The organism is Flavobacterium aestuarii (assembly GCF_040049115.1).
GTDB classification, from domain to species: domain Bacteria; phylum Bacteroidota; class Bacteroidia; order Flavobacteriales; family Flavobacteriaceae; genus Flavobacterium; species Flavobacterium aestuarii.
This window is the reverse complement of record NZ_JBDLZZ010000001.1, coordinates 390,823-416,565: the sequence shown is the minus strand read 5'-3', so window position 1 is coordinate 416,565 and position 25,743 is coordinate 390,823. Positions and strand designations below refer to the sequence as shown.

The 25,743-nt window shown below is 36.1% G+C and carries 26 protein-coding genes; 6 read left to right on the top strand and 20 right to left on the bottom strand.

Annotation, left to right across the window (positions count from 1 at the left end; translation table 11 throughout):
* Nucleotides 1-3: 3 nt before the first annotated feature.
* Complete coding sequence (locus tag ABEG11_RS01640; RefSeq protein WP_348822459.1) at nt 4-675, bottom strand: DUF4136 domain-containing protein; 672 nt, start codon at nt 673-675, stop codon at nt 4-6.
* 90 nt (nt 676-765) lie between these two features.
* A complete protein-coding gene (gene smpB / locus ABEG11_RS01635) occupies nt 766-1,218 on the bottom strand; it encodes an SsrA-binding protein SmpB (protein ID WP_315197221.1) in 453 nt (150 codons plus the stop codon).
* 71 nt (nt 1,219-1,289) lie between these two features.
* On the opposite strand from smpB, the gene ABEG11_RS01630 reads away from it, so the two are divergent.
* Nucleotides 1,290-1,523, top strand: coding sequence for a VF530 family protein (locus ABEG11_RS01630; RefSeq protein ID WP_348822458.1), 234 nt, complete (start codon nt 1,290-1,292; stop codon nt 1,521-1,523).
* Between the two features lie 111 nt (nt 1,524-1,634).
* Here ABEG11_RS01630 and ABEG11_RS01625 read toward each other — a convergent pair whose 3' ends face one another.
* Together ABEG11_RS01625 and ABEG11_RS01620 are read right to left on the bottom strand one after the other, a co-directional pair.
* Nucleotides 1,635-2,186, bottom strand: a complete 552-nt coding sequence (locus ABEG11_RS01625; RefSeq protein WP_348822457.1) for a GNAT family N-acetyltransferase — start codon at nt 2,184-2,186, stop codon at nt 1,635-1,637.
* A 28-nt stretch (nt 2,187-2,214) separates the two neighbouring features.
* On the bottom strand, nt 2,215-3,063 hold the full coding sequence (locus ABEG11_RS01620; RefSeq protein ID WP_348822456.1) for an aldose 1-epimerase family protein: 849 nt from the start codon (nt 3,061-3,063) through the stop codon (nt 2,215-2,217).
* Nucleotides 3,064-3,323: 260 nt separating this feature from the next.
* On the opposite strand from ABEG11_RS01620, the gene ABEG11_RS01615 reads away from it, so the two are divergent.
* Nucleotides 3,324-5,594 carry a M1 family metallopeptidase gene (locus ABEG11_RS01615; RefSeq protein ID WP_348822455.1) on the top strand — a complete coding sequence of 757 codons (2,271 nt, stop codon included), beginning with the start codon at nt 3,324-3,326 and terminating at the stop codon, nt 5,592-5,594.
* 75 nt (nt 5,595-5,669) lie between these two features.
* Here ABEG11_RS01615 and ABEG11_RS01610 read toward each other — a convergent pair whose 3' ends face one another.
* Entirely contained in the window at nt 5,670-6,710 is a 1,041-nt protein-coding gene (locus ABEG11_RS01610; protein WP_348822454.1) for an agmatine deiminase family protein, read from the bottom strand.
* A 321-nt stretch (nt 6,711-7,031) separates the two neighbouring features.
* Between ABEG11_RS01610 and ABEG11_RS01605 the strand changes: the two genes are divergently transcribed.
* Complete coding sequence (locus tag ABEG11_RS01605) at nt 7,032-8,291, top strand: OmpA family protein (RefSeq protein WP_348822453.1); 1,260 nt, start codon at nt 7,032-7,034, stop codon at nt 8,289-8,291.
* Between the two features lie 73 nt (nt 8,292-8,364).
* Here the strand turns inward: ABEG11_RS01605 and ABEG11_RS01600 are convergent, their stop codons facing one another.
* On the bottom strand, nt 8,365-9,252 hold the full coding sequence (locus tag ABEG11_RS01600) for a carbon-nitrogen hydrolase (protein WP_348822452.1): 888 nt from the start codon (nt 9,250-9,252) through the stop codon (nt 8,365-8,367).
* Nucleotides 9,253-9,412: 160 nt separating this feature from the next.
* Between ABEG11_RS01600 and ABEG11_RS01595 the strand changes: the two genes are divergently transcribed.
* Nucleotides 9,413-10,420, top strand: a complete 1,008-nt coding sequence (locus ABEG11_RS01595; protein WP_348822451.1) for an LLM class flavin-dependent oxidoreductase — start codon at nt 9,413-9,415, stop codon at nt 10,418-10,420.
* 106 nt (nt 10,421-10,526) lie between these two features.
* Here ABEG11_RS01595 and ABEG11_RS01590 read toward each other — a convergent pair whose 3' ends face one another.
* Nucleotides 10,527-11,180 (bottom strand): NADPH-dependent F420 reductase, encoded by a 654-nt coding sequence (locus tag ABEG11_RS01590; protein ID WP_348822450.1) that lies wholly within the window; start codon nt 11,178-11,180, stop codon nt 10,527-10,529.
* 136 nt (nt 11,181-11,316) lie between these two features.
* Complete coding sequence (locus tag ABEG11_RS01585) at nt 11,317-11,997, bottom strand: HAD family hydrolase (protein ID WP_348822449.1); 681 nt, start codon at nt 11,995-11,997, stop codon at nt 11,317-11,319.
* A gap of 182 nt (nt 11,998-12,179) precedes the next feature.
* Between ABEG11_RS01585 and ABEG11_RS01580 the strand changes: the two genes are divergently transcribed.
* Complete coding sequence (locus ABEG11_RS01580) at nt 12,180-12,731, top strand: hypothetical protein (RefSeq protein WP_348822448.1); 552 nt, start codon at nt 12,180-12,182, stop codon at nt 12,729-12,731.
* Nucleotides 12,732-12,831: 100 nt separating this feature from the next.
* On the opposite strand, the gene ABEG11_RS01575 is transcribed toward ABEG11_RS01580, so the two are convergent.
* The 10 genes from ABEG11_RS01575 to clpB all read right to left on the bottom strand — a co-directional run bounded on the left by ABEG11_RS01575 (nt 12,832) and on the right by clpB (nt 22,799).
* Nucleotides 12,832-13,704, bottom strand: a complete 873-nt coding sequence (locus tag ABEG11_RS01575) for a DUF808 domain-containing protein (protein WP_348822447.1) — start codon at nt 13,702-13,704, stop codon at nt 12,832-12,834.
* Nucleotides 13,705-13,950: 246 nt separating this feature from the next.
* Nucleotides 13,951-14,331, bottom strand: coding sequence for a hypothetical protein (locus ABEG11_RS01570; RefSeq protein ID WP_348822446.1), 381 nt, complete (start codon nt 14,329-14,331; stop codon nt 13,951-13,953).
* A gap of 54 nt (nt 14,332-14,385) precedes the next feature.
* Nucleotides 14,386-14,748, bottom strand: coding sequence for a hypothetical protein (locus ABEG11_RS01565; protein ID WP_348822445.1), 363 nt, complete (start codon nt 14,746-14,748; stop codon nt 14,386-14,388).
* 16 nt (nt 14,749-14,764) lie between these two features.
* Nucleotides 14,765-15,049: a YtxH domain-containing protein gene (locus tag ABEG11_RS01560; protein WP_348822444.1), complete on the bottom strand. Its 285-nt coding sequence runs from the start codon at nt 15,047-15,049 to the stop codon at nt 14,765-14,767.
* A 352-nt stretch (nt 15,050-15,401) separates the two neighbouring features.
* A complete protein-coding gene (locus ABEG11_RS01555; protein ID WP_348822443.1) occupies nt 15,402-15,626 on the bottom strand; it encodes a heavy-metal-associated domain-containing protein in 225 nt (74 codons plus the stop codon).
* 61 nt (nt 15,627-15,687) lie between these two features.
* Nucleotides 15,688-17,949, bottom strand: coding sequence for a heavy metal translocating P-type ATPase (locus ABEG11_RS01550; protein ID WP_348822442.1), 2,262 nt, complete (start codon nt 17,947-17,949; stop codon nt 15,688-15,690).
* Between the two features lie 80 nt (nt 17,950-18,029).
* On the bottom strand, nt 18,030-18,590 hold the full coding sequence (locus ABEG11_RS01545; protein WP_348822441.1) for a helix-turn-helix domain-containing protein: 561 nt from the start codon (nt 18,588-18,590) through the stop codon (nt 18,030-18,032).
* A 68-nt stretch (nt 18,591-18,658) separates the two neighbouring features.
* Nucleotides 18,659-19,258 (bottom strand): nitroreductase family protein, encoded by a 600-nt coding sequence (locus ABEG11_RS01540; RefSeq protein WP_348822440.1) that lies wholly within the window; start codon nt 19,256-19,258, stop codon nt 18,659-18,661.
* Nucleotides 19,259-19,407: 149 nt separating this feature from the next.
* Nucleotides 19,408-19,617 (bottom strand): hypothetical protein, encoded by a 210-nt coding sequence (locus ABEG11_RS01535; protein ID WP_348822439.1) that lies wholly within the window; start codon nt 19,615-19,617, stop codon nt 19,408-19,410.
* 575 nt (nt 19,618-20,192) lie between these two features.
* Entirely contained in the window at nt 20,193-22,799 is a 2,607-nt protein-coding gene (gene clpB / locus ABEG11_RS01530; protein ID WP_348822438.1) for an ATP-dependent chaperone ClpB, read from the bottom strand.
* Nucleotides 22,800-22,951: 152 nt separating this feature from the next.
* Here clpB and ytxJ point away from each other — a divergent pair, with 152 nt between their 5' ends.
* On the top strand, nt 22,952-23,341 hold the full coding sequence (ytxJ, locus tag ABEG11_RS01525) for a bacillithiol system redox-active protein YtxJ (RefSeq protein ID WP_348822437.1): 390 nt from the start codon (nt 22,952-22,954) through the stop codon (nt 23,339-23,341).
* Between the two features lie 115 nt (nt 23,342-23,456).
* Here ytxJ and ABEG11_RS01520 read toward each other — a convergent pair whose 3' ends face one another.
* Together ABEG11_RS01520 and ABEG11_RS01515 are read right to left on the bottom strand one after the other, a co-directional pair.
* The gene (locus ABEG11_RS01520; protein WP_348822436.1) at nt 23,457-24,644 is read right to left on the bottom strand and encodes a hypothetical protein; all 1,188 of its coding nucleotides are present in this window, start codon (nt 24,642-24,644) and stop codon (nt 23,457-23,459) included.
* Nucleotides 24,628-25,626, bottom strand: coding sequence for a DUF2157 domain-containing protein (locus ABEG11_RS01515; RefSeq protein ID WP_348822435.1), 999 nt, complete (start codon nt 25,624-25,626; stop codon nt 24,628-24,630). The genes ABEG11_RS01520 and ABEG11_RS01515 overlap by 17 nt, the downstream gene beginning before the upstream one ends.
* Between the last annotated feature and the right edge of the window lie 117 nt (nt 25,627-25,743).

Sequence of the window (25,743 nt, the reverse complement as noted above, 5' to 3'; positions counted from 1 at the left end):
GGTTTATTTTTTAGCTTTAGGATCCATATATCCGTCAGCTCTCATCTGCTGTACGCAAGCTTCCATGATTTCATCAACTGTTGTATTAATGTCAGATACATCAAGTGATTTTGTAGTAGCACTCCAAACCAGTTTATTGTTTTTCAAGTCAAAAATATTGGTTTCTATATAATAATAAACATTTTCCTGATAGTATCCTGGTGTGTAGTATGCAGGAGCATAAGCTCCGTACCATCCGCCAAAACCTGCACCATATCCCATACCATAACCGCCTACATAGCCATATCCCATTCCAGGATATCCCATACCGCCATAGTAGTTTGCAGTTCCAGGAACATATTCTGTTTGTTTATCTGCTCTGATGAAACGTAAGGTAATTGCTCCATCAAAACCCTCAGATTGAACAATACTGATTTTCTGTTCCTGAGTAAGGTTTAAATTTTGCTGATTCAAATAATTATAGGAAGGGTTTAAGACTTTTGGGTTAATAGAAGCAATTCTATTTTCGGTAGCTCTTCTCGTGCTTTCGTCTTTTGCTAAAGCAACAATTAATACTTTTTTGAATTGTTCTTTAGATAGTGTTGCATTTGGGTCTCTCCAGCTGGACACAATTGATGTATTGCTTCCACAACTAGCTAATAATACGCAGATTAAGGTAATTAAAATTTTTCTCATGGTTTGTTTTGTTTGTTTTTACTTAAGTAAAAGTAATTATTTTTGATAAAAATAATATAAAATAAACAAAAACTTTAACGAGATTTTTATTTAATAAGCTTTTTTGATTCTATCCAAATCTCTCTTGGTATCCTGCTCTTTCAATGATTCTCTCTTGTCGTATGTTTTTTTGCCTCGGCAAAGTCCAATCTGTAATTTGGCCATCCCTTTTTCATTGGTAAACAATTTCAAAGGTACTATTGTCAGACCTTTGGCCTGAACGCTTCGAGCCAGACCTTTCAATTCTCTTTTATTCAAGAGCAGTTTTCGTTCACTCCGGGCCTTATGATTAAATTGGTTTCCAAAGCTATATTCTTCAATATAAGTGTTGATTGCAAAAAGTTCATTGTTACTGAATTCACAAAAACTTTCGGTAATATTGGCCTTTCCTAATCGGATAGATTTGATTTCGGTACCGGCCAAAACAATTCCGGCAGTATAAGTTTCCAGAATTTCATAATCGAATCGGGCTCTTTTATTGAGTATGTTTACATTTTTTTGCATAGTAGGGCAAATTTAGGAACTAATTAATGAATGGACAATTGTTTTTAGCAAAATGCTATAAATTTGCAGTTATGGAAAAACAGCAGTCAAAAGATCCTCTTCACGGGATTACGCTTCAAAAAATAGTGGAGACATTAGTAGAATATTATGGTTTTGATACCTTGGGTGAACTGATCAAAATAAAATGTTTCAATGATAACCCAAGCATAAAATCTAGCCTGACTTTTTTGCGAAAAACAGATTGGGCTAGAAAACAGGTAGAGAATCTGTACATAAAAACGCTTCCAAAAATACAATCCAGATAATTAGGAGCTTAATCCAGCTGTCCACTATATCTGTTGTCCTGAACCCCAGGACAACAGGATGCCGTTCCCATCTGGGCTAGGGCATTCGTTTTCATAAAAATGAATGTGTTATTATTTATTCAATTTAGAATAAATCACACTATCCAGAAAACGTCCTTCATAAAATTCATTTTCAATAAAATGACCTTCTTTTACAAAACCGTTTTTCAATAAAACTCTTTCAGATGCTGTATTTGCAGGATCCAAAATTGCTTCTATCGAGTGTAATTTCATGTCATTAAAACCATAATCTACCACTTTTTGCAGTGCTTCCGAAACAATTCCTCTTCCATTATATTCAGGAAAAAGCATGTAGCCTACTTCGGCTCTGTAATGTTCGGGTTTTAAGCGGTAATGGCCAATGATTCCAATGATTTTTTCGGGCTCATCCAGGAAAGCAATACCCCAGTTAATACCAATCCCGTTTTCGATTTTATCATCAAATATGGCAATAAGTTCCAAGGCTTCTTCCTTGTTTCTAAGGTACGGTCTCGGAATATATTTCATGACTTCATCATTGGAGCGCAAGGACAAAATTGTATCAGCATCATTAGGAGTTACTTGCCTCAAAAGCAATCTGTCAGTCTTTAATACTGGAAAAGGTAAGAAATTGATTTTTAGCATGCTTTTTTGAGTCTAAAGTTGTCTTAGTTTATAAAATTTCAATGGTGAAAGCAGAGTGGAAAAATTCATTTTTATTTAAAATCTGAATCCCCTCTTTGCATAAAAGCTCACCAGATTTATCAACGGTGTCTGAATAGCCAAACCATGGTTCAATACATATGAAAGGCGCATTTGGAGGAGTCCAGATGCCTAAGTCTGGAAAATCTGAATAACTTACTTTCAGGAAAGGTTTGGATTTTTCTAGAATAGTTATTGTTTTTGAAGGTATGTTTTTAAAAACGAGAGCATCTTTTTCGAATAATTTATAATTCAGATGCAATTCATTTTGATTTAATGATAATGTATTTGCAGTATTCGAAATCAGTCCTTCATCCAATAAATAATATTGCAGAGGATCTTTATCAAAAGAAAGACTATAGTTATCAAAAGCGCCAGGCAAATCAAATGCAGGATGCGCACCAATTGAAAATGGCATTTTTGATTCTCCATTATTGAAAACCTTATATTCAATCTTCAATGACTTGTTGTCTAATGTATATATCAGTTGCAGATCAAAATCAAAAGGGTATTTCTCTGCAGTTTCCTGTGAGGAAACTAAGGAAAAAACAGCGCTGTTTTCCTGCTTGTCTATTAATTGGAACTCCATTTCGCGTGCAAACCCATGACGTGATAATTGATATTCTTTATTGTCATGCAGATAACGATTGTTTTTCAAGGAACCAACAATTGGAAACAAAACGGGAGAATGCTTTCCCCAAAAGTTGGGATTGCCATTCCAGATGTATTCTTTATTATCAATATCTTTTAAAGAGCACAATTCGGCTCCAGTATGTTTTATAACAGCAGTTACAATAGAGTTAGAAATAGTAGTAATCAAAATAGTAGTGGTTTTGTTGTTTAGAAAATGCTTTTGTAAAGATATTTATAATTCTTATTTCGAAGAAAGTAAATTTAAAATTTATTTGAAGCGAAAATCAATCAAATTCTTAATTTTAACTTTAAAATTGATTTTTTTTGCTGTAATTTGTTTTTAGAATGATTAAAAAGATGAAATAACCATAATATAGTCTATAGAATATCTTGCATCATATTGGTATAATCATAGTCTCTTCATTAAAAAATAATAAATATCTACATATGAAAAACAACCGTTTTGGAGCCTTAATGCAAATGGCTTTATTAATTGTATTTAGCAGTTCATGGAGTCAGGAAACTCCTCCTGGAGCAGCCCCCAGTGCTAAACCCGTTTCAAATTATAATTATAATGATGCTTTTGGTCCCATTTTTTATACCAAAGATGCTACTCCAACTCGTTCTGCAAGCGGTGCGCCTGGTTATGCCTATTGGCAAAATAGGGCAGACTATAAACTGACTGCAAAACTAAACGAGAAAACCAACGAAATTACTGGTTCTGGCATTGTAACCTACACCAATAACAGCCCCGATAAATTGTCATTTGTCTGGATGCATCTGGATCAGAATCTATTTAAGGCCGATTCACGAGGCAATTCACTAATCCCGCTAAGCGGCAGCCGTAATGGTGCCAGAGGAGAAGTTTTTGATGGTGGACATAAAATCAAATCGGTTAAAATCGTGTCTGTTTCAAAAGGAAAATCTATAGAAAAAGAGGCAAAGTTCATTATTACTGATACTAGAATGCAGGTTTTTCTTCCAGACGATTTGAATCCAAAAGGGGGAGTTGTAAAAATCAAAATCGATTTTTCTTTTATTTCTCCTAAAGAAGGCTCTGATAGAATGGGAGTTTTGGATACTAAAAACGGAAAAATTTTCACTATAGCCCAATGGTATCCTCGTATGTGTGTCTATGATGATTTGAGGGGATGGAACACCAATCCATATCTTGGAGCATCTGAGTTTTATCTGGAATATGGAGATTTTGATGTAAATATTACTGTACCGTCCAATCATATTGTGGTTAGTTCAGGAGAATTGCTAAATCCAGCTTCTGTGTATACCGCCACTGAACAAAAAAGGCTTGCTGCCGCTAAGCAGAGTGAAAAAACGGTAATGATCCGCACTGCCGAAGAAGTGGCATCAAATGCATCTAAAGCAGTTACAGCCGAAAAAACATGGCATTTTAAAATCAAGAACGCAAGAGATCTTTCATGGGCATCTTCATCAGCATTTATTTTAGACGGAGCCAGAATTAATTTGCCAAGTGGCCAAAAATCACTTGCGTTATCCGCTTATCCAGTAGAAAGTGCAGGAAGCGAAGCTTGGGGACGTTCTACAGAATATACTAAAGCCTCTATCGAAAACTATTCTAATAGATGGTTCGAATATCCGTATCCTGCTGCAACTAATGTAGCTGGAAATGAAGGAGGAATGGAATATCCAGGAATTGTTTTCTGCAGCTGGGAGTCAAAAGGTGAAGATTTATGGGGGGTTACAGATCATGAATTTGGTCATGGATGGTTTCCAATGATTGTAGGGTCTAATGAACGTTTATTTGGCTGGATGGATGAAGGATTCAACACTTTTATCAATTCATTAAGCTCAGTTGATTTTAATAAAGGTGAATACAAAAGCAAAGTAACTGACATGCAGAAAAATGCTGATTATTTTACTAATCCGAGTACTGAACCTGTCATGAGTTCTCCAGATAATATGAAGGAAAAAAATATTGGACTTTTGTGTTATTTTAAGCCAAGTGCAGGTTTAGTAATGCTAAGAGAGCAAATATTAGGAACAGAACGATTTGATCTGGCTTTCAGGACTTATATTGAACGCTGGGCTTTCAAGCATCCAGCTCCAGACGATTTTTTCAGGACGATGGAAAATGTGGCAGGAGAGGATTTAAGCTGGTTCTGGAAAGGCTGGTTTATTAATAACTGGCGTTTGGATCAAGGAGTAAATTCAGTTAAATATGTAAAAAATGATCCTGCAAAAGGTGCTGTGATTACTATTGAAAATTTCGAAAAAATGGCTATGCCTGTGATTTTGGATGTAAAAACCAAAAGCGGAAAAGTAACCCGTGTCAATCTGCCGGTTGAAATCTGGCAGCGCAATTCGGACTGGTCTTTTAAAGTAGACACTTCCGAAGAAATCGAGAGTATTGTTATTGATCCAGGTCATGTTTTTCCTGATGTGAATGTAAATAATAATATCTGGAAGTCCGAAAAAGGCTTAGTTGAGAAAGATATAATCTTAGATGCTTATTTGGGCAGATTTTCTACTAAAGATGCTCCTCTTAAAATTGAAATGACTGAGAAAAACAGCGTCCTTTTTGCCGAAATCACCGATTATCCAAAATTTTCACTTACTCCAATTGGCAAGGATAAATTTGAATCGAAAGAAGCAGGCGTTATTTTTGAGTTTAACGAAGCTAAAAATGGTTTTGATATGATTATCAGTTCCAATCAGAAATTGGTTTTTAAAAGAGATTAAAAATTTGAATAATAAAAAAAGACTTGCAGAAATTAATTTAGCTGCAAGTCTTTTTTTGTAAAGTATATTTTGAAATTATTCTGGAATCTGCTGGCTCAAGCAGTGCAAAGTACCAAATCCCCATATAAAATCGATGCAGCTTATTCCTATTACTTCACGATCTGGAAAACATTCTGCCAAAATATTTAAAGCTATTCTGTCATTACTGTCGTTAAACGTCGGGACAAGTACACAATTGTTCAAAATCAAAAAATTAGCATAACTGGCAGGTAATCTTAAATCTTCAAAGTCTATACGTTTTGGCATTGGCAGAGCTACAATTACGGGAGATTTTCCATTTTCCAGTTTCGCATTCTGTAAACGTTTCAAATTATCCTGCAAAGGTTTGTAATTTGGATCATTTTTATCGGTTTCAACAATAGTTACAATAGTGTCTTCATTTACAAACCGGCATAAATCGTCTATGTGACCGTGTGTATCATCGCCTTCAATTCCGTCACCTAGCCAGATTACATTGGTTACGCCTAAATATTCTTTAAAAACTGCTTCGTAATCTGCTTTTGTAAACCCAGCATTCCGAACCTGAATCGAAGGATGCATCAAACATTCCTCTGAGGTCAGCAATGTGCCACGTCCATTCACATCAATAGCTCCGCCCTCAACAATAACTGGTTTCCCTTTATACATGACTTGGGTAACAGGAATATTTAAATGCTCTGCGACTTTGGCAGGAACATGTTTGTCAAGGTTTATATTCTTGTATTTGGCCCAGCCATTAAAGTTAAAATTCAGTGCTTCTCTTGCAGTACCATTTTTTACAATGATTGGTCCAGAATCCCGCATCCAGCTCCGATTGGTTTTATGTATAATGAAGGAGATACTGCTCATTTTTACATGAGCTGTTTCTAACATTTCAGTCACCTTGTTTTTTTGATTCTCATCAGAAACTACTAGAAATACTTGTTCATAGCCAGCGGCCTTTTTGATGAATTCAACAAATGCCCATTGTACGGCTTCGTATTTTCCGGGCCAATCTTTGCCGTTATGAGGAAAGCACAATAAAATCCCTTGTTGTTTTTCCCATTCTGCAGGAAAACGTCTTGTAACTGTAGTCATGATAGATGCTAATTGAAATGCGGGCAAAGATAAGGAAACAAGGGGATTAATAAAAGTGTCAAAAAGGGAGAGTTTTTACATGTTCATATATGTTTTGTAATTGTGGAATTAGCAAAGTGTAAAACAAATCCAGAATAGGCAATAGTAAAATTGTTGTTTTTTGATTTTTTAATATCAAATAATAATTTTTATTTCATTGTTTATAATGATTTAATGGAAAACATGGTAATTATGTAACGCAGTGTGTAACATTATCTAAAAGTCAAACCATAATTTTTGGGGGATTTTAAAAACATGAAGCATAATTCTAATTTAAATATTATGAAAAATAAACTATTCTCAGTAACGCTTTTACTCTTTTCGCTTGCTGCCGTTGCACAAGATGCTGCAACAACCACGATAACTTCTTCAATCGATAGCCTTGCTTACAATAAGTGGTCAATCGAATTTAATGGAGGATGGAATAAACCTACTAGAGCTATGTCTGCAGGCTATAGCACATCGACTCTTAATCTTTTCCATGCTGACTTTGGGGTTAGATATATGTTTGATCCTAAATTTGGTCTAAAATGGGATTTTGGTTATGATAAATTTCAGGAGCGTAACGACACCCCTGCGTTTGAAAGCACACAGCTAAGAACCAGCCTGCAAGGAGTGATTAATGTGGGAAGAGCCTTAAATTTTGAAAACTGGACTAGTACTTTAGGTTTGCTGGTTCATGGAGGATTTGGAGTTTCACAGCTTACTGCAGATAGTTTTGATGGCGAAGATTATGCTGCTAATGGAATTTTAGGTATGACAGGTCAAATCAAATTAAGTGATAGGGCAGTTTTGACAGGAGACCTTACCGGAATAATCAATGGGAGACAGAATTATAATTTTGATGGCATGAGCCCAACAAGTACAGGTTCATTTGATGGTTTATTATTAAATGCATCGGTGGGTTTGACTTTTTATTTAGGAAAAAACACAAAACATGCTGATTGGGTTGGCGAATCTGATAAATACGATGGTCTGGAAAAAAGAGTACAATTAATTGAAGATGGTCTTTTGGATACAGATAAGGACGGTGTTGCAGATTTGTATGATTTAGAACCAAATTCTATTACAGGAGTTGCTGTCAATACAAAAGGACAGTCTATAGATACCAATCAAAATGGTGTGCCAGATGAATTAGAAAGCTACTTGAGTAAGACTTATGGACAGAATAATAGTGCAGTAACCAGCAATAGCAGTGTAGAGGATTTAATAAACAAAGGATATGTTAATGTTTATTTTGATTTTAATTCGGCAAAACCTACAAATGCTTCTTTACAAGGTATTGGTTTCTTAGTGAAATATTTAAAAGATAATCCATCTAAAAATGCCGATATTATTGGTTATGCTGACGAAATTGGAAATTCAGCCTACAACACTGAATTATCCAGAAAAAGAGCTGAAGCCGTGAAGAAAATAGCTGCTAATGCTGGAATCGATGCCTCTAGATTGAATGTAATTGCTAACGGTGAAGATACTTCAGTAAATAAAAATTCTAAAGAGGCCCGTCAAATTGTAAGAAGAGTTTCTTTTCAAGTGAAATAAGCATTTTGCAAAAAAAAAAAAGAAAGCCGTTTCATTTTTTTTGAAACGGCTTTCTTTATAGCGTGAAATAAAACTACTCAATGGCTCTTTTTGTAATATCGCCAAAGGCGTCAATTCTTCTATCTCTAAAGAAAGGCCAGTTTTGACGAACATTTTCCTGTAAATCCAAGTCAACTTCTGCAATTAAGATTTCTTCTTTGTCATGTGATGCCTGAGCAAGAATTTCTCCTTGAGGGCCAGCAATAAAAGAGGATCCCCAAAATTGAATTCCAGCTGTTCCTTCAATATACTGCTCCAAGCCAATTCGGTTAGCAGCAGCTACATATACACCATTTGCAACAGCATGTCCTTTCATGACATTCATCCATGCTCCATGCTGATTTTCACCATATTGTTCTTTTTCAAGAGGATGCCATCCAATTGCTGTTGGGTAAAACAATACATCAGCACCTTGCAAAGCGGTTAATCGTGCCGCTTCCGGGTACCATTGATCCCAGCAGATTAGAGTACCAATTTTGCCTTTTTCGGTCGGGAAAGCTTTAAAACCTAAATCACCAGGCGTGAAATAGAATTTTTCATAAAAATGAGGATCATCTGGAATATGCATTTTGCGGTACAAACCAGCTTCAGATCCATCAGTATTTATGATGTATGCACTGTTATGGTATATTCCTGCCATTCTTTTTTCGAAGAAAGGAACAATTATTACCACTCCTAACTCTTTTGCCAATGCACTAAAAGCTGTAAAAGATGTGCTGTATAATGGTTCAGCCAATGCAAAATTATCTACATCTTCACTTTGACAAAAATAATGACTGCTATATAATTCTGGCAGCGAAATTACTTCGGCTCCTTGACTTGCTGCATCACGAACCCAGCTTAAGCATTTTTTCAGGTTGTTTTCGGCAACATCGTTCAGGTTTAATTGGATAACTGCTATTTTGTATCTTTTCTTTGACATGATAAAAAAATTAGAATGCAAAAATAGTTATTTTTTATGAAGAGTGGCAATCTTCGAAATTGGAATGTGAAACCATCCTTTAAAAATTATAATTGAATTAACATTCATGGCTAAAGAGGTTAAATTTTAATGGCTAAATTTGTACAAATCAAAAGCTAATATGAAAATCCCAATATCTTTATTAGAGTTAGCAATAATTACAGAAGGCAGCAATACTGCCGAAACGATGCAGAAGACCAAAGAGCTGGCACAGCTTGTCGATGTTTTGGGTTATAAGCGATTCTGGCTGGCTGAGCATCACAATATGGCACATGTTGCCAGTACAGCTACAGTAGTTTTGATTGGATATGTGGCAAGTATGACACAAAATATACGAGTAGGATCTGGGGGAATAATGCTGCCGAATCACTCACCATTGATTGTCGCCGAACAGTTTGGAACATTGGCAACGTTATATCCGGACCGTATTGACCTTGGCTTAGGAAGAGCACCTGGAACCGATTCGCAGACTGCACAAGCTATTCGCAAAGATTTTTTTGAAGAATCACAGCGTTTCCCAAAAAATGTTTCAGCATTGCAGGATTATTTTTCTGTAGAAAATGCAAAAGCAAGCGTCCGCGCCTTTCCGGCCGAAGGAACAAATGTGCCTATTTGGATTTTGGGATCAAGCATGGACAGTGCCACATTAGCGGCTGCTTACGGATTGCCGTATGCTTTTGCAGGACATTTTGCACCAAGGCAGATGATTCAGGCATTTGAATTTTATAGAGAAAATTTTAAGCCTTCGGAATATCTTCAGGAGCCTAAAACAATGGCCTGCGTCAATGCAATAGTCGCTGATACAGATGATGAAGCCGAAGTTCTTTCTACTAGCCTATATCTGATGTTTCAGAATTTAGTTCAAAATACTAGAAAACCGTTACAGCCTCCAGTTGCTTCTTTGACCAATCTGATGAATGATATGAGTGAAGAGGTGCGTTTTCATGTAAACCAGATGACTGCAGGTTCTTTTATAGGCAGCAAGGAAACTTTGAGTAAGGAATTAAAGAAATTTATTCAGTATTCCCGTATCGATGAACTAATGATCAGCAGTCCTATTTATAACCATCAGGATAAAATGAAAAGCTTGCAGATGCTCAAGGAGGTCGTGGATAATATTCAATCTTAATCTGTTATTTTAAACCAGAAAATAATTCCTTATCACACATTATCTCATAAAAAAAAACTGCAAAGTGTTTTTGGCACGATGCAGTCTTTTGTATTTCACATAGGTTTTAATTAACTACTTTGAGGCTAAAAGTGCCTATTGTAGCTCCCCAGATTCGCAGCCAAAGCAGAACTGTAGCTTCAGTAGCTCTGGAGCCGAGGATGTCGCCTAAATCTAAGATGCTTTCCTCTTTCCATCCAATTTCATTAAGCAGGCTTTTCACGGCGGTTTTAGCTTCGATATCATTACCACATATAAAATTGGTATGATCTCCATTATTTAGGGTTGCAGGAGCGGTCATAAGAGTGCTCCACATGGTGTTTAGTGTTTTTACGACTTTGGTATCAGGAAGGGCTTTCTGGATTTCTTCCCCAAGCGAATTGGTATTGCAAAGTTCAGGTAATAAGCTCAATGGAGCTCCTTTGCTGGTATCTACCGGAATACTGATGTCAATAAGGATTTTGTTTTGAATGCTGTCTTTTACTGATTTTAATATTGCCAATGCAAATTCGCCTTTGATGCAGTTAAAGATAATTTCACCAAAAGCAGCCGCCTCTTCAAAGGAGCCACAGCTGGCATTTGAATCAAATTTATCCACAAACTGAATTGCCTTTTCATTTGTATTGTTTCTGGAGCCTATCATTACCTGATGACCCAATTCGATTAATTTGGAAGCAATTGCTGTACCAACTGTTCCGGTTCCTAAAACTCCTATTTTCATTATTTTTCTTTTAATAATTTATTGAAATATAAAATTAAAAAAATATATATGTGAAATACATTTTTTAAAAATATAAATCAATTTATTATGCTGGAACGGGTTTTTTTAAGGCAGTTTTTGACTGATAGTATTGATGTCACTTTTTATTAAACATGACTGGATCGGCTGGATGTAAAATTTCCATAAAATCTGAAGGCTTATTTAGTATATATTTAGCTCCAGCTGCAATTAATTCTTCCTCTGGCCTGTACCCCCATGTTACGCCAGCAGGAGTCATATTAGCATTTATAGCAGTCTGTATATCAATATCTGAATCTCCAGCAAAAATTATTTCTTCAGTGTTTAAACCCATTTTTCTGCTGATCATAATTGCTTCAGAAGGATTTGGTTTTTTTAAAGCTTCTATACGCAAGCCAGCTATTGGGTCAAAAATACCAGGAAATAAATGAGAAGTGATTTTCTTGGTAAGCTCATCCGATTTATTCGAAAATACGCTTAATCTGATGTTATGAGAAAACAAGTTATCTAATAATTCAGTAATTCCAGGGTATGCTTTGGTTTTATGCGTACAATTGCTGCTATATTCTTCAATCATTAATTGATAGCAATAATCTATATTTTTTGTACTGTTATTAGTCTCTGGCAAAGATCTGGTTACTAGATTCCGAAGACCGCTGCCAATGAAGTATTGATAGGTTTCATAAGTATGAATAGGATAGTCAAGACTCGTGAGAACCTTATTCATAGCATCGGCAATGTCCTCTAGTGAGTTTACTAATGTACCGTCTAAATCAAAAATTACTCCTTTAAATTTCATTTTTCTTTTTTTTAATATGTCGAAAGTTTATTTCGGTGATAACCCAAAGATAGGCATATTGTTTTGAAACAGTTCTGGCAATATTTTGCAATAATTGAATAAAATTGTGTAAAACATTCCAATGGTATTATTTCCAATTTTACAAAAGTGAAAAAATAATTCATTTTTAAAATTTTAATATCATGGAAAACGACCTAAACAATGGAAATACTGGCAGTACTGGGAAACGTCCAATACTGACAGGAATGTTCGCTGATCGCGAAAGTACAGAAAATGCATATAATGCACTTCATGAGCGTGGATATTCAAAAGATGATATCAATCTGCTGATGTCGGATGAAACGCGCAAAAAGCATTATTCAAACGAAAATGACAACTCTGAGCTAGGTACCAAAGCTGCTGAAACAGCAGGTACAGGATCTGCCATTGGCGGGACAATTGGTGCTATAGCAGGTGTCGTAGCGGCACTAGGGACTAGTGTAGTGATACCTGGATTAGGATTGATTATTGCTGGACCATTGGCTGCGGGACTTGCAGGAGCAGGAGCAGGCGGAATTGCAGGCGGTCTTATTGGAGCACTTGTTGGCTCAGGAATTCCAGAAGATCGTGCAAAAATTTATGAATCAGGAATAAAGAATGGACACGTTGTTTTGGGTGTTCATCCTAAAAACGATGATGATGCTGATTATCTGGAACAGAACTGGAAGTCAAGTGGACAAAACGTTTACAGATAAATCTAGGTTTCGAAATAATGTTTTGATAAAAGCGGATAATAAAAAAGCAGCCTTGCAGATGATATACTGAAGGCTGCTTTTTATTTAAAAATCTGATCCTTTATTTCTTTTTTTTAATTATTTTTTTAAAGATGTTTACTATTGCTAAAACAATAAAACCAATAGCAAGCCCAAAACTGAATTCTTTTACAATTGGAGGCCATTCGGGGAATAAATGATGAAGAAAATCAATATTGTGTGCAAAAATGCCGCCAGCTACAAGAAGCAAGGCGATTGTGCCAATTACGGCTAAGCTTTTAATGACTTTTGGCAAAGCCTGAACCAGCAGGTTTCCTATAAATTTTGAAATACTGCGATCTTTTGTACTGTGCTTAATGAGTTTATATCCCAATTCATCCATTCGCACAATTATAGCTACAATTCCATAAACTCCTACAGTAGCCAGAACTGCTATAAACGAAACAACAATTATTTGCGATAACAAAGGCTTTTCTATTACTGTGCCTAATGCAATTATGACAATCTCTACCGATAAAATAAAGTCTGTTACAATTGCTGATTTTATTTTGACTTTTTCATGTGCCAGAATTTCCTCTTCCGAAAATTCTTGACTTAACGTTTCGGTAACAGCGTGTTCTCTGTGAAAAAAATATTCGTATATTTTTTCGGCACCTTCGTAAGCTAAATAAAGACCGCCCAGTATTAAAACTGCAATAACTGCCACAGGAAAAAAAGCACTCAGCAAAAAGGCAATTGGCAAAATAATTATTTTATTGATGAGAGAGCCTTTTCCAATAGCCCACAATACAGGGAGTTCTCTTGAAGAAATAAACCCGGAAGCTTTTTCTGCATTTACCGCCAAGTCATCACCCAGAATACCCGCTGTTTTTTTTGCTGCAACTTTACTCATTACAGCAACATCATCCATAATTGCTGCGATATCATCTAATAGTACAAAAAAGCCTGAAGCCATTATTTTATTGTTTTTTTAAGCTAAGCCGAATTTGGTATTTTTTACCATATTTCTTTTTTAGCCATGGTTATTTATGGATACGAATCTACTAATTTTTGCTGGAATCTCTAAAGAAGACCAGTTATTTTGAAATGCTTATGTACGTCAAATTTTTATACAGGGATGCAACTTATTAATTGTCAATTGTTTTTATAAAAAAAAAACACCAGCCTCCCAGCTAGTGCGCTTTAGCAATCTAAATTGTGCTTAGTGTTTTTTCCTCAGGAAATTATTAAAAATTGCCGTTCCAGCAGCTTTAATATCGATTGAATGTTTTGACACTACATTTGCAATAGCAAATTGAGCAACTGTTGCCAGCACTTTCTTGAACATGCTGCTATCCTCATGAATCATAAGTTTACGAGATATAAATCCAGTGACCAGCCCAAGTACATTGCCAAAAACATCTTCTTGAATTTGGGGTGACGATGTCACATCGTGAACGAGATTCTTGATAAGATTAACCGGCTTTATACTTTCATATGCAATATGTGCCTGTTCCTTCAGCAGGAATAAATCAGTTTGATATTGCTGCTGTACATTGATTATCATTTCGTTTAGCGCATCGGTTTCGTTCAGCTTTTTCATAAGGATTATTTTTATTTGTATGCAAAATCATTTTAACAAGCATCTGTAGCTGTATCAATTCGATTGTGATTTTTTTTGCTTCATCATTTGTTTGATTATAGAATTGCTTACCGGATATTTGAGCCATTCTTCTCTGAAAATTCGGAATAAGACCGCTATCAGCAAATAAAATGCTCCTATGATGAAGAAGCCGTAAAACGTGTCACCTAATAATTTGCCGAGCCATAACGCTACGCCAATGCTTATAATTATGATTGACAATACAACAGTCATGCTGACAACAAGCAGTGAAAATAGGGATGAAACTATTTCGGCAGATTTATCTACAGCGTTTAGCTTAACCAATTTTATGGTCGTTTTAGCATAATCTTCAGCACGCTCAAAAAGCGTTGCGATTGGTGTTGTATCGTCAGTCATAATATATTATTTAGGATTAAAAATTTTTTGCTTCATCATTAAAGTCGCCTTGTACTTTTTCAAATTTATCCAGCCCAACATCAGCCAGATCTTTTGCTTCTTTTTTTGTAGCTTGAATTTTCTCTTTTAAGGTTTCTGCAATACCGCTGTATTTTGATTTTAGCTCATCTGCATAATCATTTCCTTTATCGATAATCTGCTGGCGTGTTACTGAACCTTTTTCAGGTGCAAATAAGATTCCTAATATTCCACCTACAGCTAGTCCTGCTACTGTTCCTAATACTACTTTACCTGTACTCATGATATTTAATTTTGAATGTTAATGAATGAATGAATTTATATATTATATGAATTTAAATTTAACTGCATTGTCCTAAAAGAAACCAGATAATTACAAAAACTAAAATCGTACTAAAGCAGCCTCCACCTAATTTTTTTGCTCCATAGCCAGCTAGCAGCCCTCTAAATATATTGTTCATGGTTCTTTTTTTATAAAGTTATTTTTTAGTTTTCAAGCCTGATTAATTGGTTTATTACAACAGTTGTAAAGTTCAATTTTATACGCCCGAAATCTTTATATTACTTCATAAAAAAGTTACAAAATTTTCATATCAGCAGGAAAACAAAGGAATCTCTTTGTTTTTCATTAGCAGTTAATAATCAGTTGGCTCGATTTTAAATCCTGCTTCCTGAACCTTTTGGATGATATGTCTTTCTAATGTTTTATCAGCTTGAACGGTAAGAATTTTATCTCTGCTGGCAGTATCCACTTCCCATTGCTTTATGTCACTGGAATTAAGAAACGGAGTCACTTTGGCAACGCACCCTTCACAATTGATATTGGTTTTGAATCTTAAAGCATTATTTTCAGTTTTCATATTTTTTGTTTTTAAAAATTTATTGTTGTGTTTTAGAATATTGATATGTGTAATTTCATTTCTATTTCATCCATTTCAGGCGCAAGCTATTGCTTACCACGCTTACGCTGCTCAATGCCATGGCGGCACCAGCAAGCATTGGGTTCAATAAAAATCCGTTAATAGGAAAAAGTATACCAGCAGCAATGGGGATTCCAATAAGGTTGTAAATAAAAGCCCAAAAAAGGTTTTGCCTGATGGTGGCCACAGTAGCTTTTGATAAGCTGATGGCTTGGGGAATTTTTTTTAAATCCGATGAGATGATTGTCATTTTTGCAACATCAATAGCAATATCGCTTCCTTTTCCCATCGCAATGCTTACATCTGCCTGAGCCAGTGCTGTACTGTCATTAATGCCATCGCCAGCCATTGCAGTAATTTTTCCATCTGACTGGAGTTCTTTTATAAATTGCGCTTTCTGGTCTGGGAGAACTCCCGCTTTGTAATGATTAATGCCTGCTTTTTTGGCAATTGTATTAGCGGTAGTTTCATTATCACCTGTGAGCATATAAACTTCAATTCCGTTTTTTTGCAGTTCGGCAATTGCTGTTTTCGAATTTGGTTTAATCTGGTCAGCGATTGCAAAAACGGCCAATGCATTTTTGCTGTTAGAAAACCAAATAACAGTTTTAGCTTCTTTGCTCCATTGTGCTGTTTTTTCCAATAGAGAATTTTCAAGAGTAATATTATTTTGCTCCATTAAAGCTGGATTGCCCACGAAATACGTTTCACTCTCGAAGACTGCTTTTGCACCCTTTCCAGTGATGCTTTCAAAATCAGAAAGCGGTATTTTGGTTTCCGAATGGATGTGCTTTACAATTGCCTCTGCCAGCGGATGCTCTGACTGCTTTTCTATACTATATAAAATTTGCTGCAGCTGAGGGTTTTGTTTCTGCCAGAATTCATCAGTAACAACTGGTTTTCCTTCTGTTATTGTTCCTGTTTTGTCAAGCACAATTGCATTTATCCGTTTGGACTGTTCTAGGCTTTCAGCATCTTTTATTAAAATTCCCATTTCGGCACCTTTGCCAACTCCCACCATGATAGCTGTTGGAGTGGCGAGGCCCAAAGCACAGGGGCATGCTATAACCAAGACCGTGACCATGGCCATTAAGCCATGTGTAAAACCATTCTCTCCGCCCAGAATTGTCCAGGCAATACATGAAGCTATAGCAATTCCCATCACTGCTGGTACAAATATTCCAGCAATTTTATCAACTGATTTCTGGACTGGGGCTTTGCTTCCTTGAGCATTTTGGACCATCTTGATGATATGAGCGAGCATCGTATCACTGCCTATTTTTTCGGCGCGGAATTGAAAACTTCCTTTTTGATTGATCGTCCCCGAAAAGACTTTTTCATGTTCTTTTTTCAGTACAGGAATGGGCTCACCGCTGAGCATGCTTTCGTCTACATATGAATTGCCATCAATTACAGTTCCATCGACAGCAATTTTTTCTCCTGGTTTTACTAAGATTATATTTCCTATTTGCACATGTTCAATAGGGATTTCCTTTTCAAGCCCGTTTTCGTTCACAATAGTCACTGTTTTTGGCTGCAAGCCTATCAGTTTCCTGATAGCTGTTGAGGTATTTCCTTTGGCTTTTTCTTCCAGTAGCCTGCCCAATAAAATGAAGGCGATTACAACGGCGGCGGTTTCAAAATAGGCATGTGCATGCAAGCCTCTTTGATGCCAAAATTCAGGAAATAAAGTGTTGAAAACACTAAATATGTATGAAACCCCAGTACTTAGAGCTACTAGTGTATCCATATTTGCAGTACGGTGCTGAGCTTGTTTCCATGCATTTTTAAAAAAATCACGTCCTAGCCACAAAACCACGGGGGTACTCAATAACCACATGATTTGGTTAGCATAAGGCATCTCCATGAAAAACATGCCAATAATTGCCAATGGAATTGATAGTGCAAGTGCCCAATACGTTTTCTTTTTAAGCTGTGCCAATTTTGCCTCTTGGAGGTTTTCTAGAGTATCGGCGTCATTTTTGTTTTCGTCAATCAATAAATCATAGCCGCCTGCCTGTATTGCATTTTTAAGGGAAATGGGTTGCACTGCATCAGGAATATATTCAACTGATGCAGTGGCAGTGGCAAAGTTGACTTCTGCATTTACAACCCCTTGCTGGGATTTTAAAATGTTTTCGGCACTTATTGCACACGAAGCACAGCTGAGATCCAATACGGGAAAATTTTTTTTTATCGTAGTTTTGTTATCAATGCCTTTTTGAGGCAGAAAGACTTTTGTAGTGTTTGATTTTGTTGCCATGTTGTTGTATTGTTACAAGGCAAAGTTCGCAGCACTCCACGTTTTTTATGTTACTTGATTATAGATACTATTTGTAACTTTTACAGATTGTCTAGAGGTTTTCTTTTTTGCTCCTTTATGTTTTTAAAATAAGTAGGAGTAAGGCCAGTAACTTTTTTAAATTGATTGCTTAAATAAGCAACGCTTGAGTAATTCATTTTGCCCGCTATCTCACTCAGCGAAAGTTCATCATAAACCAGCAGTTCCTTGACCTTTTCAATTTTCTGGGCAATGTAGTATTTTTCAATTGTGGTACCTTCTGCTTCCGAGAAAAGATTAGAGAGATATGTGTAGTCGTGATGCAGTTTTTGGCTTAAATAATCTGAAAGATTCGATTTTAAATCGCTGTCCTGATGATGCACAATCTCTATGATAGAAGATTTGATCTGAGTTATTACACGACTTTTTTTGTCATCGATAATCTCGAATCCTAATGTTTTCATCCGTTGGCCAAATAGCTGGATCTCCTCATTGTTCATTTCATTGGTCAACTGTACTTCGCCCAAAGTTATATTCAAAGGCAGATGGCCGAGTTTTTCCAATTCATTTTTTACCGCCATTATGCAGCGGTTACAAACCATGTTTTTTATATAAATATTCATGTAAATTTCATTCTTGATGATTGTCCTAAGCAGCTTTTTTACGAATCTTTAAGTCTTGCAAGCATTAATTAGAGGGTTTCAATCACATTAGCAGCAAGCCTTCTTGATTTTGGAGTTGCCTCAAGCCTGTTAAAGTCATCTTCCGAGGCATAGCCCACAGCCATAGCAAATAATGGCTTATAAGTTTTCATGTCAAGAATAGCCTTGTATTTATCAGATTCTATGCCTTCCATAGGAGTTGAGTCTAAACCTAATGCGGCACTTGCTGTCAAGCCAACACCCAGTGCAATATAGACTTGTTTAGCCAGCCATATTTTTAAATCCGATTCTGGAGTATTTGCTCTAATCTGATTGTACCAGTCTCTTCTGGCTGGGGGCAATTCATTGTTAACCACTTCTTGAAAAGCATCCAGATCATCTGCTGCACTAAATACGACCAATAGTGGCGCCTGATTTACTTTCTCAGTATTGTGCAGTGAGGCTGAAGCTAATTTGGCTTTTATCTCAGGATTTTGGACAAATGTAAATTTCCAAGGCTGGATATTTATGGACGAAGGAGAGAGGCGTAATATCTCCTTTAGTTCTTCAATTTTTTCCTGTGGTATCTGTTTGTCAGCGTTGTATTTCTTGGTACTGTATCTTTTTTCTATTAATTCTAAAATATTCATAACGGTACTTTTTTGTATTTATAATGTGATGTACAAATACAAAGTTAAGCTAATAATAGTATATAGCATTAGATTGGAATGCAGGTGGAAGTTTTTTGTGTGAAGATAAAATTATAAGCATTTACAAGAAAGCTTATAACTCAGAATATTTAACCTATTCTTGAATCATCATTTCGGACAGGTATTGTCTGTTTAGTATGTTTGCTAAAGTCAGCAGTATTTGATGGCTCAATAGTTGTTGCCCATTTTATATATTCTCCCAAAAAGATGATGAAGTTATAAACGGCATCATAAAGTGATGCAAAAAATAAAATTACCAAATCATAAAGTGACGCGAAAAAGTTGATTAAGATGTTCATTGGCTATATTTTTTTAGTTTTAAATAATACAGTTACTCCGTGTACAACTACGCCACTTTATTTGTTTCAATTAAAAAAACAAATGGTTATTGTGCATTTAGTAACTGTTATAAATATAGTTAAAATTTATTAAATATCCGACAAAATACATTTATTTTATTTTAGAATAAGAAAAAACATATTTTTGAATACCGACAGATAAAATATTTTACGCTAATACTTTGGTATTCGGTTTATTAATGTAAAATTGTTTTTGGCTTTTTTTGAAATGAAACCAGCTTGCAATTTGTTTTTGCAGGTATGGATTGGATATTGTAAATGTTTGGAAGATTGTTAAAGTTCAGCTATTTCGGCAATACAATTATCTTTAAAGTTTGCCATCATCCTATTGTAAAACCAAAATTCCTCCCTTAGCCCCAATAGCAGTGAAAATCCTTGTAATCCGGGGTTCGGATTACAAGATTGCAACGAATAGTGGGAGTGAAGCTGATAAAAAACGAAATCTTTCTGTTCCTGAAAATAAAAAACTGCAGAGTGTTGCCACAATGCAGTTTTTAAGATTTTAAATTTGTTTTTTATTCGTGTACGAGTTCACTTTGATTTCTGAAAACCAATTCGCTATCAAAGGAATCCAGTAAAATAATACTGTCCGTTTTGATGTTGCCAGCGAGGATTTCTTTGGATAATTTATTTAAGACATCTCTCTGGATGACACGTTTTACTGGTCGTGCACCAAATTGAGGATCATATCCTTTCTCAGACAAGTACTCGATGGCCTGAGGCGTTGCATCCATTGTGATTCCTTGCAGTGCCAGCATTTTGGTGATACTTTTTAATTGTAACCCGACAATCTGAGTAATATTGGCATTGGTTAATGGTGTAAACATTACGATTTCGTCAATACGGTTGATGAACTCTGGACGCACGGTTTGTTTTAGTAATCCAAGAACTTCTACTTTGGCGATTTCGGTGGCTGCTTCGACGCTTCCTTTCAGGTTTTCAAATTTTTCCTGTATAATCTGGCTTCCCATATTGGAAGTCATGATGATAATCGTGTTTCTGAAATCGGCCAGACGCCCTTTGTTGTCCGTTAAACGGCCTTCGTCCAAAACCTGCAACAGGATATTGAAAGTATCGGGATGGGCCTTTTCGATCTCATCCAGCAATATTACTGAATATGGTTTTCTGCGGACGGCTTCGGTCAATTGCCCGCCTTCGTCATAGCCTACATATCCAGGAGGTGCTCCAACTAATCGACTCACGCTGTGGCGCTCCTGATATTCGCTCATATCGATTCGGGTCATGGCGTTTTCATCGTCAAAAAGATATTCGGCCAATGCTTTTGCTAATTCGGTTTTACCAACACCAGTTGTTCCAAGGAAAAGAAAAGTACCTACAGGTTTTTTCATATCCTGCAAGCCTGCGCGGCTGCGTCGCACGGCATCACTCACGGCTTCGATTGCTTCTTCCTGCCCCACAACACGTCTGTGTAATTCCTCTTCCAGATGCAGCAGTTTTTCTCTTTCGCCCTGAAGCATTTTTGCTACAGGAATTCCGGTCCATTTGGCAACTACTTCGGCGATATCCTCGCGGGTTACTTCTTCCTTAATCAATGAAGTTCCCGATTGGTTTTCCTGTAATTGTATCGTAAAAGCATCCAATCGTTCCTGGGCTTGTTTGATTTTTCCATAACGGATTTCGGCTACTTTTCCATAATCTCCTTCACGTTCGGCGCGTTCAGCTTCGTGTTTTAGATCTTCAATTTCAGTTTTTACGGCCTGGATATTATCAACAACATCTTTTTCCGATTTCCATTTGGCGTAAATTACGTTTCGCTCTTCTTTCAGATTAGCCAATTCCAAGCCTAATATTTTAAGTTTGCTTTCGTCTTTTTCACGTTTAATGGCTTCAATTTCGATTTCCAGCTGCATTATTTTTCGATCCAAAACGTCTAATTCCTCTGGTTTGGAGTTGATTTCCATGCGCAGTTTAGAGGCCGCTTCGTCCATTAAGTCAATAGCCTTATCGGGAAGAAAACGGTTGGTAATGTAGCGTTGCGAAAGCGTTACTGCAGCAATAATTGCGTCGTCTTTTATCTGTACTTTATGATGCGTTTCATATTTTTCCTTGATTCCCCTAAGAATCGAAATGGCACTTTCGGTATCGGGTTCTTCAATCATAATTTTTTGAAAACGGCGTTCCAATGCCTTGTCTTTTTCGAAATATTTCTGGTATTCATCCAAAGTCGTTGCACCGATAGCACGCAGTTCTCCACGAGCCAATGCTGGTTTCAGGATGTTTGCAGCATCCATTGCGCCTTCGCCACCGCCAGCACCCACGAGCGTATGGATTTCGTCAATGAAAAGAACAATATCCCCTTCGGCTGCGGTAACCTCCTTCACGACTGATTTCAATCGTTCTTCAAATTCTCCTTTGTATTTGGCGCCTGCAATCAAAGCTCCCATATCCAATGAGAATACGATTTTTTCTTTCAAATTATCAGGTACGTCACCATCAACAATACGGTGTGCGAGTCCTTCGGCAATAGCAGTTTTACCAACACCCGGTTCACCAACTAGCATCGGATTGTTTTTGGTTCTTCGAGTCAGGATCTGCAGTACGCGTCGAATTTCTTCGTCACGGCCAATTACAGGATCAAGTTTGCCAGTTCGAGCCAGTTCGTTGAGGTTTTTGGCGTATTTGTTCAATGAATTGTAAGTATCCTCGGCTGATGCTGAGGTTACTCTTTCGCCTTTGCGCAATTCTTCTATGGCTGCTTTCAGTCCTTTTCCGGTTACTCCCTGATCTTTCAGTATCTGGGAAACTTTGCTTTTCGAGTCATATATAGCCAGAATCAAATGTTCAATCGAAACGTATTCGTCATTCATTTTTTTGGCGATAATTTCGGCTTCGTTCAATGCGGTATTGGCTGATCTCGAAAGCTGGATTTCACCTCCTGATACTTTTGGAAAACTCTGAATTGCTGCATCTAGAATCTGAAGAAACAGCGGTACGTTTACATTGAGTTTTTTCAGAATAAATGGTGCCACATTTTCGTCAACTTCAAAAACAGCTTTGAAAATGTGTTCGTTTTCTATTTGCTGCTGACCCAAACTCTGAACCAATTGCTGTGAAAGCTGAATGGCTTCTTGCGATTTAATAGTGAATTTATTAATGTTCATGATTAAAGGTTTTATGTTTTTTTATATGTTTAATAACTAACTTTGCAAAATAAATATCAAACGGTATTCCAGTCTAAATTTAAAGACAATTTGACGCTTTACGAATGATTTTTATCACTTTATAAAGACAAAACGACATAAAATACGACAAAATGAGCCTATTCAATTCACTATTCGGAAGTTCAGGAGAGAAGAAAGAAACACAAAGTAAAATCAACTGGATTCCGTTGCAGCATATGGGGCAGCTGGATGAAATTACTGCTTTATCCGATCAGGCACCTGCAGTGATTTTTAAACACAGTACCCGTTGCAGTATAAGCCGTTTTGCATTGAAACAATTCGAAAAAGAATTTGATCTAGATGATAAAGTCGATGCTTATTATCTGGATTTATTGGAGTACAGGGATATCTCCAATGAAATTGCATCCCGTTTCAATGTTCATCATCAATCGCCTCAATTGCTTTTAATCAAAGAAGGAAAATCGGTTTATGATGTTTCACATAGTGATATTGATGCGGGTAAATTGGCTGAGAAGCTTTAGGATTAGTACCACGTTAAATTGAGTTTATATAGCCCGCAAAAAAAAGAAAAGCGCAAAGTAAATCATTTTTTAACTTTGTGCTTTTCTGTTTTTTGCGGGAATAAATGGAAATATTCTAAAATTCTCCCGAAGAACCGCCACCGCTAAACCCGCCACCGCCAAATTCCATTGGCGATTCTTCAATTTTTGCTTCAGGTTTAATTCCAAATTGAGAAGCAGATACAAGAACCTGAATATTAGCAAAAGCATTGGGATCTGTAAAACGATCGGCCTTGAAAGTGATTCCGGTTTCGTTGTGTTTTGTTTTTTTTATGGCAAAATAAGTAAAGGCAAATAAAACCAATCCGCCAATAGTCAAAGCGGCTTCTGGAGGTAAAACATGATGGTACATTCTGAAAGTAAAAAAACTGAACCCGAGAGTCAGAAAACCAATCCAGAGCATCATTCGATCTCTGTTTTTCAAAGAAAAATATAAATAAAGGACAGGAACTGAAAAAGTAAATATCCAAAAGAATAATGAAAATGGAATTTCGGGACTTACACCATTAAAATAATATTCTTCAGACAAATTGAAATTCAATTCTCTGGCCACATAATAATTCCCAGCGAGATAAAATAAAATCAGGCAAAAGCCTTTGGCTAATTTTAATCCGTTATGATAATAAGGAAAAGATAAGTTTTTCAATGTTTTTTTAGAAATAAAATAGCCTATACCCGAGAATAACAGCATCACAAAAGGCAATATGGCTTTGCCAATGATAAGATATTCAAACGTCAGATAAGCTATAGTTCCTGTTATCCCGATACAGGCAAGCAGTGCCAATGAGAGATTCAGATAACGCAAATAAGCTCCACTCGATGCAATTGCCATTATAATAATAACTGCAAGATAATTGGGGTCGTAGTTTATGTCAAACGTGAGTCCAACGGCAATCAGCAGGTTTAATATTCCTCCCAAAATAAAAGCATCGTCTAAGCCAAAACCAAAATATTTCATTTCTCGGGACATAAATTCTTTGGCTCCAAAACCGATTATCGAAAAAAAATAGATAAAATAAATATATTCATTGCCATTCGTGGCTAGTAACAGCAGTGATATAAATCCACAAATGGATGCGTATAGCAAACAGCCCAGAATGAAAAAACCAATTCTGATAAAAAGGTTGTTTTGGCTTTTGAGCTTCAATAATTGCCTGTTGAATGACTTGTATTGCTCTGGGCTAATGAAACCCGATTGCTTCAAGCGATGGGCTTCTTTATCTAAATAGAAATTATTTAAAAGGTCTTTATCGTATGCTGTCATCGTTAGTTTTTTTGTTAAAATGTTTAATCAGTTTTATGAATCCAATTATAGCACCAATGAAATAAAAAGGGGTTGTAAAAATGAAAACAAAGAAAAAATCATCAAAGTGAATGCTATCTAGGAGTCTTGCAAAAAAGATATTCATTCCGGCAAAGCCGTATAAAACAGTAAAAATAAATAGCGAAATGGATCTGATCTGGAAACTTAAATTGTAAAAATAATAAACAGCAATTCCTAAAACTAAACCAAAAGGAAACCAATAATCATCACATAGATTAACGATACAGGCAATACCAATTAAGTGTAGTGAAAATGTTAAATACACTAGATTAAAATGTTTTTTTAAATTGATTTTGATTGCATACAAAGACCAAAGCAACAAAGTCAATCCAAATGCAAGACCAATGTAGCTCAAGGCTGTATTATTAAACATCTCGTTTTCAAAATAATGCTTGGGATCTACCGAAAGCCCTAAATAAGCTGCCATTCCAGTTATCCCAATGGATAATACACTCTTGCTGTCAAAATAATAGGCGCAAAAAAGACTGATGATTGTGGGAACTAGCGTTGCTAATCCATAATGAGTTCCAAAAGTCTGATATTGAAATTGCAGATAACCCACAAAGGTACAGCTCAATATTACGGCCGTAAGCACCAGATAATCATAAAGCGGATTAGGAAATGGAGCTTCTTCCCTTGTAAAACCAGGATGTTTTTTAAAACAAAAATAAAAACAGGTCAAAGTCACCAAAAGTAACAGTCCAAGAAGTACAGTATGTCCAATGGTATCAATGTTCTGATAGATTAAAATCCCAATTCCAGAGGTAAACAATATCATGGATAAGTACAGTAACAGTTTCAATTCATTGTGTACTGAAAACAGCTTTAAACCACGATAAGCACGTACAGCTTCAAGTTGTTCTTCAGTAATATGATTTTGATCAAATAGCTTTTGAGTTGCCTGATCTTCAAAATTTGTCATATTAATTTAATTAAGATATTTCTCAAATATATAGAATTTTTGCAATTAATTATGAAAGGATATTTGTTTTTAAAATATCAAGAAATTATCCCAGCATATTTTTTTTTGCTTATGAAA

Coding starts and splice junctions, on each gene's coding strand:
- ABEG11_RS01605 (WP_348822453.1), top strand. CDS start 7,032: ATGAAAAATAAACTATTCTCAGTAACGCTTTTACTCTTTTCGCTTGCT.
- ABEG11_RS01575 (WP_348822447.1), bottom strand. CDS start 13,704: ATGGCTTCAGGCTTTTTTGTACTATTAGATGATATCGCAGCAATTATG.
- ABEG11_RS01540 (WP_348822440.1), bottom strand. CDS start 19,258: ATGAATATTTTAGAATTAATAGAAAAAAGATACAGTACCAAGAAATAC.
- ABEG11_RS01535 (WP_348822439.1), bottom strand. CDS start 19,617: ATGAACATCTTAATCAACTTTTTCGCGTCACTTTATGATTTGGTAATT.
- clpB (WP_348822438.1), bottom strand. CDS start 22,799: ATGAACATTAATAAATTCACTATTAAATCGCAAGAAGCCATTCAGCTT.
- ABEG11_RS01560 (WP_348822444.1), bottom strand. CDS start 15,049: ATGAGTACAGGTAAAGTAGTATTAGGAACAGTAGCAGGACTAGCTGTA.
- ABEG11_RS01550 (WP_348822442.1), bottom strand. CDS start 17,949: ATGGCAACAAAATCAAACACTACAAAAGTCTTTCTGCCTCAAAAAGGC.
- ABEG11_RS01590 (WP_348822450.1), bottom strand. CDS start 11,180: ATGAAAATAGGAGTTTTAGGAACCGGAACAGTTGGTACAGCAATTGCT.
- ABEG11_RS01515 (WP_348822435.1), bottom strand. CDS start 25,626: ATGACAAATTTTGAAGATCAGGCAACTCAAAAGCTATTTGATCAAAAT.
- ABEG11_RS01615 (WP_348822455.1), top strand. CDS start 3,324: ATGAAAAACAACCGTTTTGGAGCCTTAATGCAAATGGCTTTATTAATT.
- ABEG11_RS01630 (WP_348822458.1), top strand. CDS start 1,290: ATGGAAAAACAGCAGTCAAAAGATCCTCTTCACGGGATTACGCTTCAA.
- ABEG11_RS01640 (WP_348822459.1), bottom strand. CDS start 675: ATGAGAAAAATTTTAATTACCTTAATCTGCGTATTATTAGCTAGTTGT.
- ABEG11_RS01545 (WP_348822441.1), bottom strand. CDS start 18,590: ATGAATATTTATATAAAAAACATGGTTTGTAACCGCTGCATAATGGCG.
- smpB (WP_315197221.1), bottom strand. CDS start 1,218: ATGCAAAAAAATGTAAACATACTCAATAAAAGAGCCCGATTCGATTAT.
- ABEG11_RS01520 (WP_348822436.1), bottom strand. CDS start 24,644: ATGACAGCATACGATAAAGACCTTTTAAATAATTTCTATTTAGATAAA.
- ABEG11_RS01580 (WP_348822448.1), top strand. CDS start 12,180: ATGGAAAACGACCTAAACAATGGAAATACTGGCAGTACTGGGAAACGT.
- ABEG11_RS01610 (WP_348822454.1), bottom strand. CDS start 6,710: ATGACTACAGTTACAAGACGTTTTCCTGCAGAATGGGAAAAACAACAA.
- ABEG11_RS01565 (WP_348822445.1), bottom strand. CDS start 14,748: ATGACTGACGATACAACACCAATCGCAACGCTTTTTGAGCGTGCTGAA.
- ABEG11_RS01555 (WP_348822443.1), bottom strand. CDS start 15,626: ATGAAAACTGAAAATAATGCTTTAAGATTCAAAACCAATATCAATTGT.
- ABEG11_RS01595 (WP_348822451.1), top strand. CDS start 9,413: ATGAAAATCCCAATATCTTTATTAGAGTTAGCAATAATTACAGAAGGC.
- ABEG11_RS01570 (WP_348822446.1), bottom strand. CDS start 14,331: ATGAAAAAGCTGAACGAAACCGATGCGCTAAACGAAATGATAATCAAT.
- ABEG11_RS01585 (WP_348822449.1), bottom strand. CDS start 11,997: ATGAAATTTAAAGGAGTAATTTTTGATTTAGACGGTACATTAGTAAAC.
- ABEG11_RS01625 (WP_348822457.1), bottom strand. CDS start 2,186: ATGCTAAAAATCAATTTCTTACCTTTTCCAGTATTAAAGACTGACAGA.
- ytxJ (WP_348822437.1), top strand. CDS start 22,952: ATGAGCCTATTCAATTCACTATTCGGAAGTTCAGGAGAGAAGAAAGAA.
- ABEG11_RS01600 (WP_348822452.1), bottom strand. CDS start 9,252: ATGTCAAAGAAAAGATACAAAATAGCAGTTATCCAATTAAACCTGAAC.